This is a genomic window from Sutterella wadsworthensis (assembly GCF_003315195.1).
Taxonomy (GTDB): Bacteria; Pseudomonadota; Gammaproteobacteria; order Burkholderiales; family Burkholderiaceae_F; genus Sutterella; species Sutterella wadsworthensis.
Map to the genome: position 1 here is coordinate 129,870 of NZ_QNRV01000004.1, position 15,116 is coordinate 144,985.

Sequence of the window (15,116 nt, forward strand, 5' to 3'; positions counted from 1 at the left end):
CGTCCGCATCAGCGGCGACGGCGTTCGCGGATGACAATGGCAGCCGAGCTCATGAGGAGCACGAGAATCAAGAGCACCAGTGCGGTGCCGTACTGCAGCGGCCGCGTCGCTTCGATGCTGGTGCCGGAAGTCGCCAGCACATAGATGTGGTAGGGCAGCGCCATTACCGGGTCGAACAGCGAAACACCTTCCTTTGGCGTAAAGAAAACGCTGCCGGTGTACATGATCGCGGCCGTTTCGCCGGCGGCGCGGGCAAGCGCAAGAATCGAACCGGTCAGAATGCCGGGCAGCGCGTTCGGCAGCACCACCTTGAGCGTGGTTTCACGCTGCGAGGCGCCGAGCGCGAGACTGGCCTCGCGCCAGTCCTGCGGGATCTGTGAGAGTGCTGCTTCGGTCGTGTTGATGATGATCGGCAAAGACAGCACAGCCAGCGTCAGGATGCCCGAAAGCAGGCTCACGCCGAAGCCGCAGAAAACGACGAAGAACGTGAGGCCAAAGAGACCGAAGACGATGGAAGGGACGCCCGCAAGATTAGCAATCGAAAGACGCGTCAACGTCACCCAGACGGACGGCTGACTGTATTCCTTGAGGTACACCGCACTGGCCACGCCGAGCGGGAGAGCGATGACCAAAGCACCCAGCGCCAGGCAGAATGTGCCGATAATGCAAGGCAGAATGCCGCCCTTCGTCATCAGATCTCGCGGAGGTTCCGTCAGAAATTCCCACGTCATCGCCGGCCAGGCATTGACGACAATGAGTCCGATGATGCCGAGCAGTGCGGCAATGTTGATGAGGACTGCGGCGCGCATCACCGTGAAGCCCGTGGCTTCATAGAAGCGCCGCAAAGCTGCTGACTTCATTTATTTCTTCTCCAGTCCGAAGCGGCGAGCCGCATACCAGGCGCAGAGGTTGAAGGCAAATGTAATGATGAAGAGCACGAGACCCGTCGCATAGAGCGCGTGATAGTGCTCGCCGCCGACGGCTGCTTCTGCCATTTCTGCAGCAATCGACGAGGTCATCGGGCGCACCGGGTCGAAAATCGACTCAGGAATAATGGCTGCGCCGCCGGCCACCATGAGTACAACCATGGTTTCACCGATAACGCGGGAAATACCGAGCATCACGGCTGTGGCGATACCGCCCATAGCCCAGCGGAGCTCAACCTTGAGAAGCGTTTCCCAGCGGGTTGCTCCAAGCGCCAGACTCGCTTCGCGCAGTCCTGACGGGACATTGCGCAGCGCATCCTCAGAAATGGAAGCGATGGTCGGCACGCACATGAAGGCGAGCATGATGGAGGCATTGAACAGATTCAGACCGGTCGCAATGCCGAACATGTCCTGCAGCCAGGGAGCCAGAATGATCATGCCGATAAAGCCGATGACGACCGACGGAAGCGCCGCCATGAGTTCAATCAGCGGCTTCACAATGCGGGTGAGTGCCGGAGGCATGCCTGCATGAATAGCGCAGGCTGTCAGAACACCGAACGGCACCGCAATCAGCGTCGTCAGCGCAGCACAGGCCAAAGAACCTGCAATCAGCGCCCCAATGCCGAAAACTGGCGGATCATCCGTCGGATACCACTCTGTTGAGAAAAGAAAATCTTTGAGGGAGACGTGAGCAAAGATCGGCAGCGCCTGGCTGAGGAGAAAGATGACGATAGCAGCCAACGCAAGAACGCTCACGCCGGCAGCGGCAGCAAGACCGCGGCGAAAGTTCACGTCAGCCTGAAGTTTGGCAGGCAGAGCCATAGTGAAGGAATCCGGATAGTCACACTGAAATCACAGAAGCTCGACGCCCTAAGCGCCGAGCTTCCCGAGGGCTAAAACCGTCTTACTTGGCGGCAACCAGCACGAAACCAGCCTTTTCAACGTCCTTTTGACCTTCAGCGGAGAGCATGAAGTCAATCAGCTTCTTCGCCTCGGCCTTCACGTTGTCAGCCGTGAAGAGGTAAAGATCCCTGGCGATCGGCCAGGTCTTATCCTTGGCGGATTCAATGCCCGGCTTCACGTTGTTCATCGTGAGCGGGTGCGTCTGCTTATCCATGTAACCGACGCCGATGTAGCCGATAGCATTCGGGTTCTGAGCAATGGCCTGCACGACACCGCCGTTCGAAGCCTGAATCAGAGCGCGGGGCGACACACGGGTCTTGCCCATCACCAATTCCTGGAAGCACTCAAAGGTGCCGGAAGAAGAGTCGCGGCCAACCACAACGATCGGAGCCTTGGCACCGCCGACTTCATCCCAGGAACGGATCTTGCCAGCGAAGATGTCCTTGAGCTGAGCCATCGTCAGGCCCTTGACGGCATTGTTCGGATTGACGACCGGAATGATGGCGTCATGGGCAACCGTGTAACGCACGGTCTTGATGTTGTGATCGGCGAAGTCCTTGACTTCCTTATCCTTCATGTCGCGCGAAGCCATCGCAACGTCGGTCATGCCGTCGCGCAGCGCCTTAATGCCGTTGCCCGATCCGGTACCAGAGATCGTCACGGTGATGTTCGGATTGGCCTTCATGAAGCCCTCCGCCGTGAGCTGCATAGCGGGCAGAACCGTCGTCGAGCCGTTAACCGTAACGGTTTCCGCGTGAACGGCGGCGGCAGCGGCAAAACCAGCGAGAGCGCCGAGAACGGCAATCATGTTTTTAGTCATTTCCAACTTCCAACTTCTAGAGATGTATTCGGTGTGCGTTTTCTTTTCCGCACGGGTCGAAGTATGAAAGTCGGCTTTGACTCAGCCGTGAATCTCTTATGAATATTGTGTGACAGCGAAGAATGTCCGTCATCAAAACGTCACATACCGCCTAACTGCAGCCGCCTGCTGCTAAGCCCGTCTCCCCGCATTGCCCGTCAATGTTCTGTTAGTGCTTAAGCTGCGGGCCGGCGACATGTCTAGACATGTCAAGAGGACGGGTTTTGCTGCCCGTTTTCATTCCTGAAACCCTGGAAACGCTGAGGTGTGCGGGTATTCAGACAACAAAAAAGGCCATCTTGCGATGACCTCATTTTGGTTTTCTGGTCGGGCGGCGGGATTCATATATGCCTGTTACAGAGGTAAATTAAAAGACCATATCAAATAATGGGAGCTTCTATGGGAGCATCCGCCAAGTGCTTACTTGATATTAGTGGACACTAAGGCGTCGTGAACTGCGGCGTTTCTAAGAAGTAGGCTGCGACCTTCTTCGATAAGTCCGACGCTTTCTCTGAGAAGTTTTTCGCATCGGGCAACTGCTGCCTGCTCAGCGTTACAGGCAGCGGCGCTGGCTTTTCGCAGACGACTTTCATATGCCCTGCGCATCCTGTCAGTATCACTGCGAATACGCTCAATGTCAACAGCAGCAGCAACGACTTGATCCACTGCGGAAACCAGTTTTGCATAATCTTTTCTCCCCTGCTCAGCACGCGCTACGGCGGCTTCGAGCTGATACGACTTGAGAGCCGCATCCCCGCGCGCAGAAGCCAGCTGATAGCCCGCCGCAAACACCACGAATACAAGAATCGTGACAGCGGCATATTTCAACCAATTTGTCATTTAAGAGCATCCCGCCACGCCAATCACGGCTGCAGCAAAACCGCTAGCAAACCCTTTCCAGAACGTGATCGTTTTATCGAGTTTCATCAATTGCTCTTTGGATTTCATGTTGGTGCTCGTGGGGCGCTATGAGCATACTCACCCCTGGCGCATCAACTCGGCCTCTCTGCGACGACGAGCGACAAGCCCCGCCAGCCCTCCATTGGTGACGTCCAAAAACTCATCAGCTGCTGTTTCGTAATCGCCAGCATTGAGCGCGCGCAGCATCTTGGGGCACTTTTGAACAACGCCCTCAGCGCCCATGTTGTATGCCAAGCTCAGCAGCGCAATGAACTGATTTGCTGAAACAGGGACGTTGATGTACTTTGCAAGGCCGGTTTGTGCAGACTGCAAGTCACTGCGAATCCACACATCGGCCTGCGCCTTGGTGCAGGTGTCTCCCTCTTTGACGTCTCCGGTATGCCCCCAACCTATAGTCCAAACCCCCTTCGGACACTTGTATGCTTTGAGGCGCAATGTCTCTTCAGCCTTAACGAAATGCATAGCTAGTTCGTAGCTATAACTATCAAAATTCATTTTTTATCTTCCTTGTCTTCAAGACCAACAGCGTCGAGTTTCTTATCGACTGCATTGGTCAGTCTTTCTTCCAGCGTCATAAAGATCTTTCTTAAAGCGGGCGGCAACGCGTCGCCGTATCCAGCACGCTCGATGTTTTCCACGATCGACCCAAACTCGCCGCAGCAGTACGCGCAGAGCGTGACCGACTGAAAGACAGGAAGATCTTTGAGCACATACCAAAAACTCACGTCGAGCCCATGTGCCAATATGATGATGAAAAAGGCAATCCCTTTCTTCACCATGCCGGAATACAACGTCTTCGAAGAAAAGCCGGTAGTTTTAATTCCTGCCCACACGCCCGTGATGAGGTCAGCGATCACAAAGATCGCAAACCACCACGCAAGGGGAGCGACGTTCTGAAGTGTTGCGCTCCAAATCAGACCTAGCCAACCGCCTAGTACTGCCAGCGCACCTTCGACAGTTTTTGGGAGTAGATCGTGGAGCATGAATTACCCCACAAAAGCGTGGAGGTACCATCCCGCGATGCAACATAGAGCCGACGACACAATGCAGACAGCCCCCCAGAACATGCGACACTTTCTCCGTGTCTCCGTATCAAGTGAGGTTTTCTGGTCGTCAAGCCACGCCTGCGCTCGATAAAGCGCAGCATCCTTCAGCTCTTCAGCGCTTACGCCGAGCGAAGCGAGCATCTTTTTCAAGTCTTCAGAAATCATCTTTCGTGTCCAATAAAAAAACCCGCAGGGTTTTGGCCTGCGGGCTCGTGTTAAAAGGGCTGCGTCTGCCCGCCGAGTTTGGCTAATGCATTTGCAATCTGCGCTTGATTTTGAGTGAGCTCCGTGACCGCAGTTTCCAAAGCATTTATGCGATCTGCATAGTTAGAGCCAGATGAGATCTCTGATCGCACTGTCTTGAACTCAGCTGCGATGCGCTCGACTGCTAGATTGATTTCTTCAGAAGTCGAGCCGAGCGCCCGTGCGGCAGCCATGAAGGCCGCCGCTTTGACGAGCAGATCGCCGGCATCGTATGCGGCGTCTGTCATTACATCCCCTACTTCAATGCAGCCTCAAAGGTCGCAACAAAATCAGTCGAAGCTCCAAGAGCGGTCCTAAGCGTCGCGATGTCTGAAGCATTTGCCTGGATTGCTGCTGTGTTCGTGCCGACCTGATTTTCGATAGTCGAGAGTTTTGACGTGTGACCATCAACAGTTGTCTTCACGCTTGCGATTGTCGATGCGTTGGTCGCAGCAGCTGTCTGTGCAGCATCGGCAGTCGACTTGACGTTGTTGAGCTCTGTCTTCGTGGCGTATCCCGAGAGATCGGGCTGGGCGCCAATCTCAGAAAAGTCAGTCCACGTAATCGATTCCGGCGTATCACCAGCCGCGGCAGTGATCGTGCCAATTCGGCCGTACAGCTGATACCGACTGTCATCTATACCACCGACGAGCTGGACGATAACAGAACCTTTACGTCGAACGCTCACAAGAAGCGGATCAGCGCTGAAATTCGTCGGGCGTTCGGTGGCGAGGTAACGATGTACTCACCTTCCGCCGTCAGCGACGAAAGTGCGACCTTTTCACCTTCTGCAGCAGGCGCCTTAAGCACTGTAGCATCAAGCTTCGAAGCAAGACCGGTCACCAAGTCACTATCGGAGGCAGCGCCGACGTTATCGCGTGCTTGCTTCTTCTGAGCGTCTGTGATTGTCTGAGCTTGATCGTAGCGGATGTGAGCGCCAGCCACCTCATTGAGCGCAGTAATTGCATCTTTATTAGTTGTGATTGCGTCTTGAAGTTCTTTCAGAGTATCGAACTTATCACCCGCGCCATCGAGCAACTCGTCCTTTACGGCCTGCTTCGCAGCCGTGATCGCGTCTTCAATCTTTGTACTTGAGTATGTTGCCGTCGCAGAGGTATCCGCGTCGTTGATCTCAACTTTCTTCGCTAGTGCATTTTCAGCTGCAGCGATCTTACCTTCTGCTGTTTCGACCCGCTTCGTGAGCGCCGTCACTGCTGTTCCGCCGCCGTCTGCTTTTTCAGCAATTTCGTCCAAAACGACATCCAACCGCCGCCCATCGGAATGATCGATGTCGACAGTATCAGCCATGCCGAATGTGCCGTTGTTTTTCGGTTTGATTTTGTCGATGAGATAGACTGCCATTTTTAAAGATCCCCCTTCAATTTAATTAAGCAATGACAACCTTCGTTGCGCCAAGATTCGCATTCGTCGACTTGTAGACGTCGTAGGACTCGGTATAGCCTGCCGGATTTTCGTAGTCGAAGGTCTTAAGCAGACTAAAACCACCTTCAAACCCACCAACCGTAAACGATGGCGTGCCAAGACGATGAGGAATGGCGTAGTAGATAAACTCACCTTCTCCAGCTGTGACATCGATCGTGCGGGCACGTGAGCCCGAAAGTACCTTCGTAAGGCCTGCGACGAATGCTTTATCAGCGCCATCAACGTCAACTGTGCCCACACCGTAGTAGCAGCCATTGAGAAAGCTGATTGACGTGGTCTTAGTGGCTTTGGCGTCTCGATCGTCGGTGGCGGTCAAGGTGTAAGTCTTGTTCGCAGTGATCGTCAGCCCAGTAAGTACTTGCTTCGTAGAAGCAACATCAATTGCAGTGCCATCAAGTGTGAGGCTCTTTGCCGTCTTGTTGAAGCTGTAGCTCAGCGTCACGTCAGTGACTGTCGATCCCATTTCGACGGTACCAACGTCATTAGTGAACGAATTAATCGCGATCGCTTTGTAGTTCAGATCGTCGAGCGCTTGCTGTACGGTCTTATCACCGTACGAAACCTTATCGGCAGACGTTGCCTGACCGCCTGCTACGATTTCGGCGCGGACAGACTTAAACTCCGCACCAACCCGGGCAAAGCCCTCGTTTGTACGCGTGTCAATTGACTTAACTTCATCAGCCATTGTTTATTTTCTCCATAAAGTTTGACTCGGATAGAGCAGCTTCAAAAGTCTGGACAAAGTCGTGAGGTTCACCGAAATGCGCCGCAAGCTTCGCACCAGACCACGTTGTGTCGAGACCATCCCTTTCATCATCAATCTGCACACCTACTGTGCCGACAACTTCACCGACGGTGAAAGTCGACTCCGAGACGGCGGTAATGAGAAAAAGTTGCCCCGATGAGTTGACAACCTGATCGCCCGCTTGGGCTCCGACCGCAGGTTGTAGATTTGTGAGCGACGCTGTCTGCTCCGGGTCGAGGGAACTGCAGAAGCGACAAGAAAAACCCTGAGACCCTTTTTGGCCAGGGGGGCCTTGGAGGCCGGGAACACTTACACGAACGATTCGACGACCAAAATTTGGCTGGCAGCACTCCCCGAGCGGTGGGATCATGCAGTTTCCGGATAAGGCCATCTGGTCACCTCCTTCGAGACAATTAAGCGGCCGCAGAGCACTCGAGTCACCTCACCGCCAGACGTAACGAGCTCGAGGTCATAAACCCAAGCGCCTTCAGGAAGGGCTTCAGTTACGGCATGCGGCCAGTACACTGTGAGAGATGATCCGCGGATAGTGATGCGCCCGTTCTCGGTTGTGAGCAAATCGACCACTCTCTCACTTGATGCAGATGGACGCACCTCCATGCGCGCTGTGCACCCAGTCAAATCGAGTTCTGAGTAGTCGTCCAAAAAACACAAAGGGCACCGACAGTCGGTGCCCTGATCGATGTGAAAATCGAGCTTCACAGTCATCTCTCCCCCCTCATACTTGGCGGAAGTTGACGTCGCTCAAGCTCGCTTTCGTAGCTGGTTCGGCAATGATCCTTGTCAAAAAAAAGTAGCCCGTCGATCAGTCGGCGCGGCCACGCGATGCCCTTTTCCTTCTCAAAGCGAAAGCAATGAGAGCTCAAACTTTCATCGCTCCAAGGTCGCCACGGCTCATTTTTTGCAAATAGGAAGATCAAGCAATTGATCGTCTGATCCGCCGCTATCAAAAGCTGTTTACCGTTACGAATAAATGTTTTTGCCATGCTAAATTTTGACGCGTTTCCACGTATAACCCCCGTAAATTGATTTAATACATGCAACTGTTACGCCGAATTTTTCAGCAACTGCCTTTCTAGGCATGGTTCCGCGAAGCAGTTTGATTTCACGAACTTTATCTTCTGTCAATTTTGCAGAGTTGTTTTTCTCCCCTTGATTCATGGTCGAATAACGCTCTCTTTCAGCATCGGTATAAACGCGGCTTCCCGATCTGCCTTTCTGCGAGCGGTCGTGATTGTTGTCCGCCCATGTCCCTAAAAACATGTGCTCGACATTCACGCACTTCCGGTTATCACACTTGTGACAAATGCACATATTCTTAGGTACGTTCCCGTGCGCTCTAAACCACGCATAACGGTGCGCCTGAACAATCTTGCGCGGCTCCCCGTTGATTGATGCCCTAAGCACACCATAGCTCTGATTGTTTACATTTCCTTGCCACTCAATACAGCCAGAAGGTTGCGGCTTGCAACGTGCTAGAAACGAGCACTCGTCCGAGCAATACTTTTGTTTGACCGAGACGCAATGAAAGGTTTTTCCACAGTGGGCGCATTTTGCCGTCCATCCTGAGCCGAGACCTGAAGTGTTTTTCATATCAACTCCTAGTTTGTTTTACGAGTTGATGTTATATCGGCCTAGCCGTCCGCGTATCCGCACAAAAGCGCGTTCAGCACCTGATCCAACGCAATCAAAACCTGCTTCCAATAAGCCCAACTCATGCCGAAGCCGACTCGCTAAAGTCGACGGGATGAAACGCGATTTCAATCACGTCAAGCTCGTCTTTAGTTTTTGCAGATTCGATAGCGTCGCGCAGCTTCCACTTCTCCTGATAAGCAGCGTTACCGGCCGCAATGATTTCGAGCTGAAGCGTCTTGAGATCTGAGAGCGTTACTTTGTGAGCTTCATTGTTGGCATCCATAAAGAGCAGACCAGTCTCGGCGAACGTAGTACTGGCTTCTGCCGCTACGATGAGACCCGTAACGTCTTGCATCGCTCTGCTATCGCTGTCAACTTCAAAGCCGAGTGAACTTACAAGCGTTGCACCATCGGTATACCAAGTTGTAAATATCGAATCGAGTTGAGCTGTTTTTTCAGCTTTGACATCTTCGAACGTCTTTTTGGGAATTTTCTCGACCCGCCAAGAAAGGTTGTCACCTCTCACAACGTGGTACTCACTCGATCCTTCGGTCAGTTTCTGGAAAAGTTCGCGCAACTCACTGCAGTGAGCCGTCTGCGATTCATGCGAGATAACACCACAAGCGACGCATTCTGCAGCTGTTGTTGGCTTCGGTTCTGCCTCAAAACCGTCACGCGGCGCGTTTAACTTGTAAAAGAAATGTTCCGTGTCTTCGGGCACGGCAGCTTCTGCAACATTGACTGGGAGGCTGATCCCGTCTCCCATCTGCACCGAGCAGACGCCTGCAAAATAGCCGTCCTCGTCGACAAAAGGGAGGTCTTTGAACTGATTGGATGGCATGAATGCGCTCCTCCTTATCTTCAAAAAAAATTGCGGCCTTAAAGCCGCGTGAAAAACGATTCGCAGTGGCTGACGGCCACGGTTTGTGTTTGCGTGTCTATCCTTCTGGCGTTAAAAGTTGGTACCTGCGCATCTCATATTCAGGCCGCGTGACAGACATCGCACTCGGTCGATGGCCAGAAATCAGCTTGATGCAAGCTCGACAGGAAGCTCGCAGGCGACGAAAAACACTTGGTCTTGAACCACCGAGAGGCTATGTCTTAAATGATGCCTTCAAACTTTGGTGTGGTCTAAAGAAAGGCCGCATCGTGAGTTACGCCGACGAACGTCGACGATTGGAGCGCTATCTCATCAAACCCCTCGGAAGACGCCAGATTGACGAAATCTCTGCACCACTCGTCATTACAACCGTTAAGCACATCGAGGCAGAGGGGCATCAAGCAACACTGAAGCGCGTTCTCATGCGAACACGTGAAATACTTGACCTCGCCGTGTGTGCGGGCTACATCCATCACAATCCTTGCGAGCGTTTGAGCCGTGTCTTTGCAGCTCCCGTTGTTACGCCCATGCCGGCACCGGAGTGGCATGAACTACCAAACATCATGCAGGTGATGAAATCCGCTCCCGTACGTATGCGAATTCTTTTCCTTTTCTCGACCTGCTCAATGCTGCGTCCTGGGGAAAACGCAAAGCTCAAGCGTTCATGGATTGATGGCGACATCCTCACGATCCCCGCCAAAGAGATGAAAATGGGGCGTATGCACCGTGTTCCGCTCACTGTCTTCATGAAGCAACTCCTTGAAGCTGAGCTACGCCTTTCTCCCCATCCCAGAGGAGATGTCATCTTCGCTGCCAAACAAGCAGGCAAACATATCAGCACTCAAACGCTTGCTAAGTATCTGCATTCAACGCAACTCTCCGGGAAGCTCGTGGCCCACGGTCTACGTTCGATGGCACGATCGTGGATGGCAGATCAAGAGATTTCTTTTGAAGTCGCTGAAGCATGCCTTTCACATGTTGCTGGCTCTTCTGTATCGCGGGCCTACCAAAGAAGCGACTTTCTCACAGCACGCGTTCTAGTTATGACGCGCTGGAGTACCTTCATCAAGCGCTGTGCCCGAGAAGCCGATATGCTCGATGGAATCCTTGAAACCGAGCGGGACAAGATCTGATCTAATCACCCAATATGACATGTGCCTAGCCCTGCGTTTAGAAGCTACAGACCGCAGGGCTAGAAACGTGCTTTTGATGACCGAATATCACAGGCCACATCAATATGGCTTACGCGTGGGGAGGCCTTGCTGAATCCGGAGCTTTGTACAAAAGCGAAACCACAAGAGGTCCTGGGGGTGGTGCAGACAACGGCACCAACTTGTACATAAATGCGTCTAAATCATCTTCGATTTACGGCTCAGCTTCAACGGTTCAGCCGCCGAGCATGGCGTTACTTGCGTGCATTAAGACTTGATGCAAGGGAGTAGTGCGAGGCTTGGAGGCTGTACTGTAGAGCTGTTGCCATAAATGGACGAAAAGCTCGCAGCTTCGCTGGTGGCAGAGCTTTGAGTGGTGCGATTTGCGTACGTCCCCGCTGCCAGTTTTAAGTCTGACGAGCCATCAGCGTTGTAATAGCCGGTACCTAGGGCAAAATTGTGACGGTGACTGATATTCGGACAGACCGAATATCAGTGGATCTCCCGGGGATCTTGTTGGCTATACAAACGCTACGGCTTCAGGAGCCTTTTCACTCTCTAAAAACGCCAATGCAGAACTCTCCTCGGGCTATGGTGTAACTACAGCCTCTCTGACTTTTTCAGCTCGTTCTTCTTCGTCAGCTTATGGAGGATCGTCAGGTGTTCAGCCGCCATCAATAAGCCTTCTGCCTTGCATCAAAACTTGATGCAAGGGAGTAGTGCGAGGCTTGGGGGCTGTACGGAAGAACCTCCATAGATCGAGTTTGATCTTGATGCAGATATGTTTACCACACCATTGTTGCTACTTAAATCGCCGCCAGATGAGCCAATACATGCAAAGTACGTTCCGGCTGAAACATAGAGAGCACCAGAATTGGACACTCTTGAGCTACTTACAGAGCTGTATCCCGCTCCCTCTTTGCCAATGCCGTTGACCTCCCAAGACGTCGATCCACTGATATTCGGACAGACCGAATATCACTGGCTATCACGACGGAACTCCATGGGTTAGTCATGTATCGGGGGCATATGCGATTAGCGGAAAGTCAACAATTCCAAACGGCAACAGCTCGGGTAATGTCGCCGTCAACTTTGATGCTTCAAATGTCTCATCGATCTACGGATCAGCGTCTACAGTCCAACCGCCAAGCATCGCTCTTCTTCCTTGTATCAAGCTTTAATGCAAGGCAGAAGCGCGATTGCCGGAGGCTGAACTGTTGAAGAAGACCCGTAAGTTGATGAAGCTCTGGAAGCGTTATATCGAAGCCAGTAAACCATACTACCGGTAGCTCCTGTGCGGCTGTTATCTGCAAGATCTCCTCTGTAGATAAAGCCTCCGTCACCATCTTGATAGTAGATAAGCGCACCACCATTTCCACTGATATTCGGTAACCCAGCGCTTTTAAACGTTCCGGCTGACCCAATTGAGGTTGTACCCTCGACGAAACGATTCGCTAAATTTGGCAAGTTAAAAGTTGTACTTCCATCACCACTGCCATGTTTTGTACCAATAACTGCGAAAAGCGCTGCGTATGTCGATCGACTCACAGCTGCACCGTTGCAGAGAAGCCAGCCATCAGGAACTGAATAGAAGTGTCCAAGCATTCCTGTTGGCATGCTCAACGGCTTTAGCTTAGGGAGTAGATCATTCAATGCCTGAGAAATTTGAGTAAGAGTTGCCATGCCAACCTCTTCAGATGTCAGATGTTCACAGTTTCACCACCCAGCTTGGCAACAGCCTGGGTCAACTGAGTGACAATTATTTTTAAAGATTCAACTTCTTGTGCAGTTGTGCCGCCAATCGGTCGTCCGCCTGGCGTAGCGCCATCACCCGCATAAAGTGTCCATGTTTCTGTATTCAGTACAACTTCTCGATCTGCAGGAGTTATTTGAGCTAGTTCAGCAGTCGTGTAGCCTTTAATTTGGATAGCTACACCGCCTACCTGAAAATCGAGAGGTGTTGCGAGTTTCTTTGCTGTCACTGCTCGCTCAGCAAGATGCAGCTCTTTCACTGATCCTGCCTTGAGCGCAGCACCATCAAGAGCCCCATCTTTAGTCCATTTGAAAGACTGTAACGCCTCAAGAAACTGTGTGATGCTCGGCGGCTCGACTTGCGTCATGCCGCATGCATCAATCACCGAGATGCGCATCTGATCTATCAAATAGAACCACGCAGCCCCTGGTTTGGTTGCGGGAGTCCCGGTTTTTGGATTGCCGGACGTTGGATAACCCTTTGAACTCAAAGTGCTTAGCGACGGCGGCGAATCGATCGCGGACGCCTGCCAATAACCTGCTGTCATGCTTCTTCCTCATAGATGAAAATTACGTATACGTGTGCAGGTGCAAGCGCACGTATCATGCACTCGAGAAGTGCATTACCCCATCGGGCAAGATGCTCATCAACACCCCACGTCACATCGAAATACTCGGCGTTTCCGTCGGACCTGATAGTGATGCCAAGAGTCATCACCGTCGTCCATTGTTCGTCCCAGAGCGCGTCGTCAACTGTGCTGTCGACTGTGTGCTCCGTGAATATCGTCACTTTTGCCTGATAGCCGAGAGTGCCGGCGAGCGACTCGAAAAATGCAGCCGTCAATCCCAAATTTGAAGTGATCTTTGCGAGCAGTTCCTGCCGCATTTGTTCACGAGATGGATCAGCAATCGCTGCGAGACACTCTGACGGGATACCCCACTCGTCGAACCATCGTTCAAGCTCCTCTATTGAGGAGCGCGGATCAGCCTCTTCAAGTACAGCATTTGCACGCTCGTCAACTCTTGCAGCCTCTCGAGCTAAGGCATACAGAATTGCGTCAAGCATGCCGCCCTGCCGACGATGCCAGATCGAGCCCCGCGGAAGCAGAGCCTCAACTTGATGCGCATAATGTTTTTCCGTCAGTGCCATATCACACCCATGTGATCGTGCCAGGAACGTAGATCTCTCCTACGACCGTACTCACATCATCTGTTGGCGTCACAATGCGATAACTCTTCACCTCCGAGACACCGCTAATTGCTCGATCTATTGAGGTTCGCAAAACGGCGCCGCCTGGGACAGCTTCAGCGAGCACAACGCTCTCGATCGCAGACTCGATCTTGGCCTTTACGGCTTCATCGTCCGGGAGTATGTCGAGCGTGATGTCGAGCGGTTTCGGGACTGGCGCGACTACGTGCAATATTGCCGTCACCGGCATTTGTGAAGTGATGTACTCATCGACGCGTTTCACCATCGTCTCTGTCGGTATCCCGTTTGACGTCATGCCGTCTGTCATAAAACGCACCGTCACATGACCTTGACCGAGCTCCTGGGGATAGCACCACGCTCGAGTGACACCTGAGACCGCAAGCGTCCAAGCAACGTAATCCGCCCTTGTCCCAGCTTTGGGCGGGCTTTTCTGGCGCTGAAGCAAGCGCTCGCGCAAGCTCTCATCGTCCTCTGCCTCTGCGCCGCCAGTAAGTTCGTCTGCAGTCGCTATGCTCATGATCCCCGCTATAGGACTGACGAGCGTAAGTTCCATGCCGGCTTCTGAATTGCCCGAGGCACCTGCCACTGCAGCTTCGATAGGAGCTTTACCATCGATGCTTGCTGCGGTAGTTACGTAGACGCTGCCATCTTCAGCTTGAAGCTGTGTACCGACCGGCACGGTGCCAGCGCCGATGAAGGAGACTTTACCTGTCGCAGCTGAAGCGGCTTTGCGGTAGATACCGTATTCGGACGCACGGCGCTCAAGATACGCACCTTCTGCTGTCGTCGTGAAGCACTGTCGCAACACGAAGGCGATAAATCCATGCAAACCATGCGAAACGCCTGAGATAACTCGCACTAGCACAGGTACGAGCGACCAGCGCATAGCCTTCTTTCCCATGCGGCTCTCGGCATCTGCCTGCACACGTTTAATGATCTGCGAAAGAGTTGGTCTTTCAAAAGACATGTCAGCTCCAAACGTTTTGGAAACGAGCGGCAAGCGCTTGCGTGTCGTCAGGCTTGAAACAAACGACTGTGAGCGTCAATTGATCTATATCGCTACGCTCAGCAGTCACCTCGATGCGAGCGACAACGGCATCTTCAGTGAGCCATTTAAGCGCCTCTTTGGCGTAGGCCTCAGCGCGTCTGAGCATCTGCGGAAGCATCTTCTGACGCTGCAGCAACCACAGCCGCGATCCGATCCGGTCACCAGTTTCCTGAGCAAATGTGTCGCCCCACCAACCCTGGCGGTATGGCGCTACCGGACCATCATCTGCAGCCGATTTACGCCATGAAAAAAGGCTGATAAGTACAGCTTGCGCTAGCTCATCAGCCTCAAAATCGGAAAGGTCAGCATCCTTTCCATTGAGAATTAATTCCATGA

The 15,116-nt window shown here is 52.8% G+C and carries 21 protein-coding genes; 1 reads left to right on the forward strand and 20 read right to left on the reverse strand.

What is annotated here, in order from left to right:
- Positions 1-8: 8 nt before the first annotated feature.
- From pstA to DES29_RS03585, 15 genes are all read right to left on the reverse strand, one after another.
- A complete protein-coding gene (pstA, locus tag DES29_RS03510; RefSeq protein ID WP_005430568.1) occupies positions 9-860 on the reverse strand; it encodes a phosphate ABC transporter permease PstA in 852 nt (283 codons plus the stop codon).
- A complete protein-coding gene (pstC, locus tag DES29_RS03515; protein ID WP_005430570.1) occupies positions 861-1,748 on the reverse strand; it encodes a phosphate ABC transporter permease subunit PstC in 888 nt (295 codons plus the stop codon). It abuts the gene before it with no gap.
- A gap of 82 nt (positions 1,749-1,830) precedes the next feature.
- Positions 1,831-2,649: a phosphate ABC transporter substrate-binding protein gene (locus tag DES29_RS03520; protein WP_113854441.1), complete on the reverse strand. Its 819-nt coding sequence runs from the start codon at positions 2,647-2,649 to the stop codon at positions 1,831-1,833.
- A gap of 459 nt (positions 2,650-3,108) precedes the next feature.
- Positions 3,109-3,528 carry a hypothetical protein gene (locus tag DES29_RS03525; RefSeq protein ID WP_113854442.1) on the reverse strand — a complete coding sequence of 140 codons (420 nt, stop codon included), beginning with the start codon at positions 3,526-3,528 and terminating at the stop codon, positions 3,109-3,111.
- Between the two features lie 138 nt (positions 3,529-3,666).
- On the reverse strand, positions 3,667-4,104 hold the full coding sequence (locus DES29_RS03530) for a lysozyme (RefSeq protein ID WP_113854443.1): 438 nt from the start codon (positions 4,102-4,104) through the stop codon (positions 3,667-3,669).
- Positions 4,101-4,592 carry a phage holin family protein gene (locus DES29_RS03535; protein WP_005430578.1) on the reverse strand — a complete coding sequence of 164 codons (492 nt, stop codon included), beginning with the start codon at positions 4,590-4,592 and terminating at the stop codon, positions 4,101-4,103. Before DES29_RS03535 ends, DES29_RS03530 begins: the two co-directional genes overlap by 4 nt.
- Positions 4,593-4,595: 3 nt before the next feature.
- Positions 4,596-4,820: a hypothetical protein gene (locus DES29_RS03540; protein ID WP_039930030.1), complete on the reverse strand. Its 225-nt coding sequence runs from the start codon at positions 4,818-4,820 to the stop codon at positions 4,596-4,598.
- A 50-nt stretch (positions 4,821-4,870) separates the two neighbouring features.
- Positions 4,871-5,146 carry a hypothetical protein gene (locus tag DES29_RS03545; RefSeq protein ID WP_005430580.1) on the reverse strand — a complete coding sequence of 92 codons (276 nt, stop codon included), beginning with the start codon at positions 5,144-5,146 and terminating at the stop codon, positions 4,871-4,873.
- An 8-nt stretch (positions 5,147-5,154) separates the two neighbouring features.
- Positions 5,155-5,586, reverse strand: coding sequence for a hypothetical protein (locus DES29_RS03550; RefSeq protein ID WP_113854444.1), 432 nt, complete (start codon positions 5,584-5,586; stop codon positions 5,155-5,157).
- The gene (locus tag DES29_RS03555; protein ID WP_113854446.1) at positions 5,583-6,260 is read right to left on the reverse strand and encodes a hypothetical protein; all 678 of its coding nucleotides are present in this window, start codon (positions 6,258-6,260) and stop codon (positions 5,583-5,585) included. Before DES29_RS03555 ends, DES29_RS03550 begins: the two co-directional genes overlap by 4 nt.
- 25 nt (positions 6,261-6,285) lie before the next feature.
- The gene (locus tag DES29_RS03560; RefSeq protein ID WP_113854447.1) at positions 6,286-7,026 is read right to left on the reverse strand and encodes a hypothetical protein; all 741 of its coding nucleotides are present in this window, start codon (positions 7,024-7,026) and stop codon (positions 6,286-6,288) included.
- Positions 7,019-7,456: a hypothetical protein gene (locus tag DES29_RS03565; RefSeq protein WP_113854449.1), complete on the reverse strand. Its 438-nt coding sequence runs from the start codon at positions 7,454-7,456 to the stop codon at positions 7,019-7,021. The genes DES29_RS03560 and DES29_RS03565 overlap by 8 nt, the downstream gene beginning before the upstream one ends.
- Positions 7,453-7,611: a hypothetical protein gene (locus DES29_RS12435; protein WP_170126111.1), complete on the reverse strand. Its 159-nt coding sequence runs from the start codon at positions 7,609-7,611 to the stop codon at positions 7,453-7,455. Before DES29_RS12435 ends, DES29_RS03565 begins: the two co-directional genes overlap by 4 nt.
- A 480-nt stretch (positions 7,612-8,091) precedes the next feature.
- Positions 8,092-8,697 carry an HNH endonuclease gene (locus DES29_RS03580; RefSeq protein ID WP_113854453.1) on the reverse strand — a complete coding sequence of 202 codons (606 nt, stop codon included), beginning with the start codon at positions 8,695-8,697 and terminating at the stop codon, positions 8,092-8,094.
- Between the two features lie 121 nt (positions 8,698-8,818).
- Positions 8,819-9,505 carry a DUF4376 domain-containing protein gene (locus DES29_RS03585; protein WP_236578965.1) on the reverse strand — a complete coding sequence of 229 codons (687 nt, stop codon included), beginning with the start codon at positions 9,503-9,505 and terminating at the stop codon, positions 8,819-8,821.
- Positions 9,506-9,582: 77 nt separating this feature from the next.
- Between DES29_RS03585 and DES29_RS03590 the strand changes: the two genes are divergently transcribed.
- Positions 9,583-10,752, forward strand: a complete 1,170-nt coding sequence (locus DES29_RS03590) for a tyrosine-type recombinase/integrase (protein ID WP_113854455.1) — start codon at positions 9,583-9,585, stop codon at positions 10,750-10,752.
- 1,188 nt (positions 10,753-11,940) lie between these two features.
- Here the strand turns inward: DES29_RS03590 and DES29_RS03595 are convergent.
- From DES29_RS03595 to DES29_RS03615, 5 genes are read right to left on the reverse strand one after another with little or no spacing between them, the layout of a single operon-like run.
- Complete coding sequence (locus DES29_RS03595) at positions 11,941-12,453, reverse strand: phage tail protein (protein WP_113854456.1); 513 nt, start codon at positions 12,451-12,453, stop codon at positions 11,941-11,943.
- Between the two features lie 17 nt (positions 12,454-12,470).
- Positions 12,471-13,070 carry a hyaluronate lyase N-terminal domain-containing protein gene (locus tag DES29_RS03600; protein WP_113854457.1) on the reverse strand — a complete coding sequence of 200 codons (600 nt, stop codon included), beginning with the start codon at positions 13,068-13,070 and terminating at the stop codon, positions 12,471-12,473.
- Positions 13,067-13,672: a YmfQ family protein gene (locus tag DES29_RS03605; RefSeq protein ID WP_113854458.1), complete on the reverse strand. Its 606-nt coding sequence runs from the start codon at positions 13,670-13,672 to the stop codon at positions 13,067-13,069. The genes DES29_RS03600 and DES29_RS03605 overlap by 4 nt, the downstream gene beginning before the upstream one ends.
- 1 nt (position 13,673) lies before the next feature.
- Positions 13,674-14,699: a baseplate J/gp47 family protein gene (locus DES29_RS03610; protein WP_113854459.1), complete on the reverse strand. Its 1,026-nt coding sequence runs from the start codon at positions 14,697-14,699 to the stop codon at positions 13,674-13,676.
- A 1-nt stretch (position 14,700) separates the two neighbouring features.
- A complete protein-coding gene (locus DES29_RS03615) occupies positions 14,701-15,114 on the reverse strand; it encodes a phage GP46 family protein (protein ID WP_005431799.1) in 414 nt (137 codons plus the stop codon).
- Positions 15,115-15,116 lie beyond the last annotated feature (2 nt).

Excerpts from the sequence above, each read along its gene's own strand:
- DES29_RS03555 (WP_113854446.1), bottom strand. The coding sequence starts at position 6,260 with ATGGCAGTCTATCTCATCGACAAAATCAAACCGAAAAACAACGGCACA.
- DES29_RS03595 (WP_113854456.1), bottom strand. The coding sequence starts at position 12,453 with ATGGCAACTCTTACTCAAATTTCTCAGGCATTGAATGATCTACTCCCT.
- DES29_RS03580 (WP_113854453.1), bottom strand. The coding sequence starts at position 8,697 with ATGAAAAACACTTCAGGTCTCGGCTCAGGATGGACGGCAAAATGCGCC.
- DES29_RS03605 (WP_113854458.1), bottom strand. The coding sequence starts at position 13,672 with ATGGCACTGACGGAAAAACATTATGCGCATCAAGTTGAGGCTCTGCTT.
- DES29_RS03585 (WP_236578965.1), bottom strand. The coding sequence starts at position 9,505 with ATGGGAGACGGGATCAGCCTCCCAGTCAATGTTGCAGAAGCTGCCGTG.
- DES29_RS03535 (WP_005430578.1), bottom strand. The coding sequence starts at position 4,592 with ATGCTCCACGATCTACTCCCAAAAACTGTCGAAGGTGCGCTGGCAGTA.
- DES29_RS03545 (WP_005430580.1), bottom strand. The coding sequence starts at position 5,146 with ATGACAGACGCCGCATACGATGCCGGCGATCTGCTCGTCAAAGCGGCG.
- DES29_RS03525 (WP_113854442.1), bottom strand. The coding sequence starts at position 3,528 with ATGACAAATTGGTTGAAATATGCCGCTGTCACGATTCTTGTATTCGTG.
- DES29_RS03530 (WP_113854443.1), bottom strand. The coding sequence starts at position 4,104 with ATGAATTTTGATAGTTATAGCTACGAACTAGCTATGCATTTCGTTAAG.
- DES29_RS03520 (WP_113854441.1), bottom strand. The coding sequence starts at position 2,649 with ATGACTAAAAACATGATTGCCGTTCTCGGCGCTCTCGCTGGTTTTGCC.
- DES29_RS03600 (WP_113854457.1), bottom strand. The coding sequence starts at position 13,070 with ATGACAGCAGGTTATTGGCAGGCGTCCGCGATCGATTCGCCGCCGTCG.
- pstA (WP_005430568.1), bottom strand. The coding sequence starts at position 860 with ATGAAGTCAGCAGCTTTGCGGCGCTTCTATGAAGCCACGGGCTTCACG.
- DES29_RS03615 (WP_005431799.1), bottom strand. The coding sequence starts at position 15,114 with ATGGAATTAATTCTCAATGGAAAGGATGCTGACCTTTCCGATTTTGAG.
- DES29_RS03560 (WP_113854447.1), bottom strand. The coding sequence starts at position 7,026 with ATGGCTGATGAAGTTAAGTCAATTGACACGCGTACAAACGAGGGCTTT.
- pstC (WP_005430570.1), bottom strand. The coding sequence starts at position 1,748 with ATGGCTCTGCCTGCCAAACTTCAGGCTGACGTGAACTTTCGCCGCGGT.
- DES29_RS03610 (WP_113854459.1), bottom strand. The coding sequence starts at position 14,699 with ATGTCTTTTGAAAGACCAACTCTTTCGCAGATCATTAAACGTGTGCAG.
- DES29_RS03540 (WP_039930030.1), bottom strand. The coding sequence starts at position 4,820 with ATGATTTCTGAAGACTTGAAAAAGATGCTCGCTTCGCTCGGCGTAAGC.
- DES29_RS03590 (WP_113854455.1), top strand. The coding sequence starts at position 9,583 with ATGCGCTCCTCCTTATCTTCAAAAAAAATTGCGGCCTTAAAGCCGCGT.
- DES29_RS03565 (WP_113854449.1), bottom strand. The coding sequence starts at position 7,456 with ATGATCCCACCGCTCGGGGAGTGCTGCCAGCCAAATTTTGGTCGTCGA.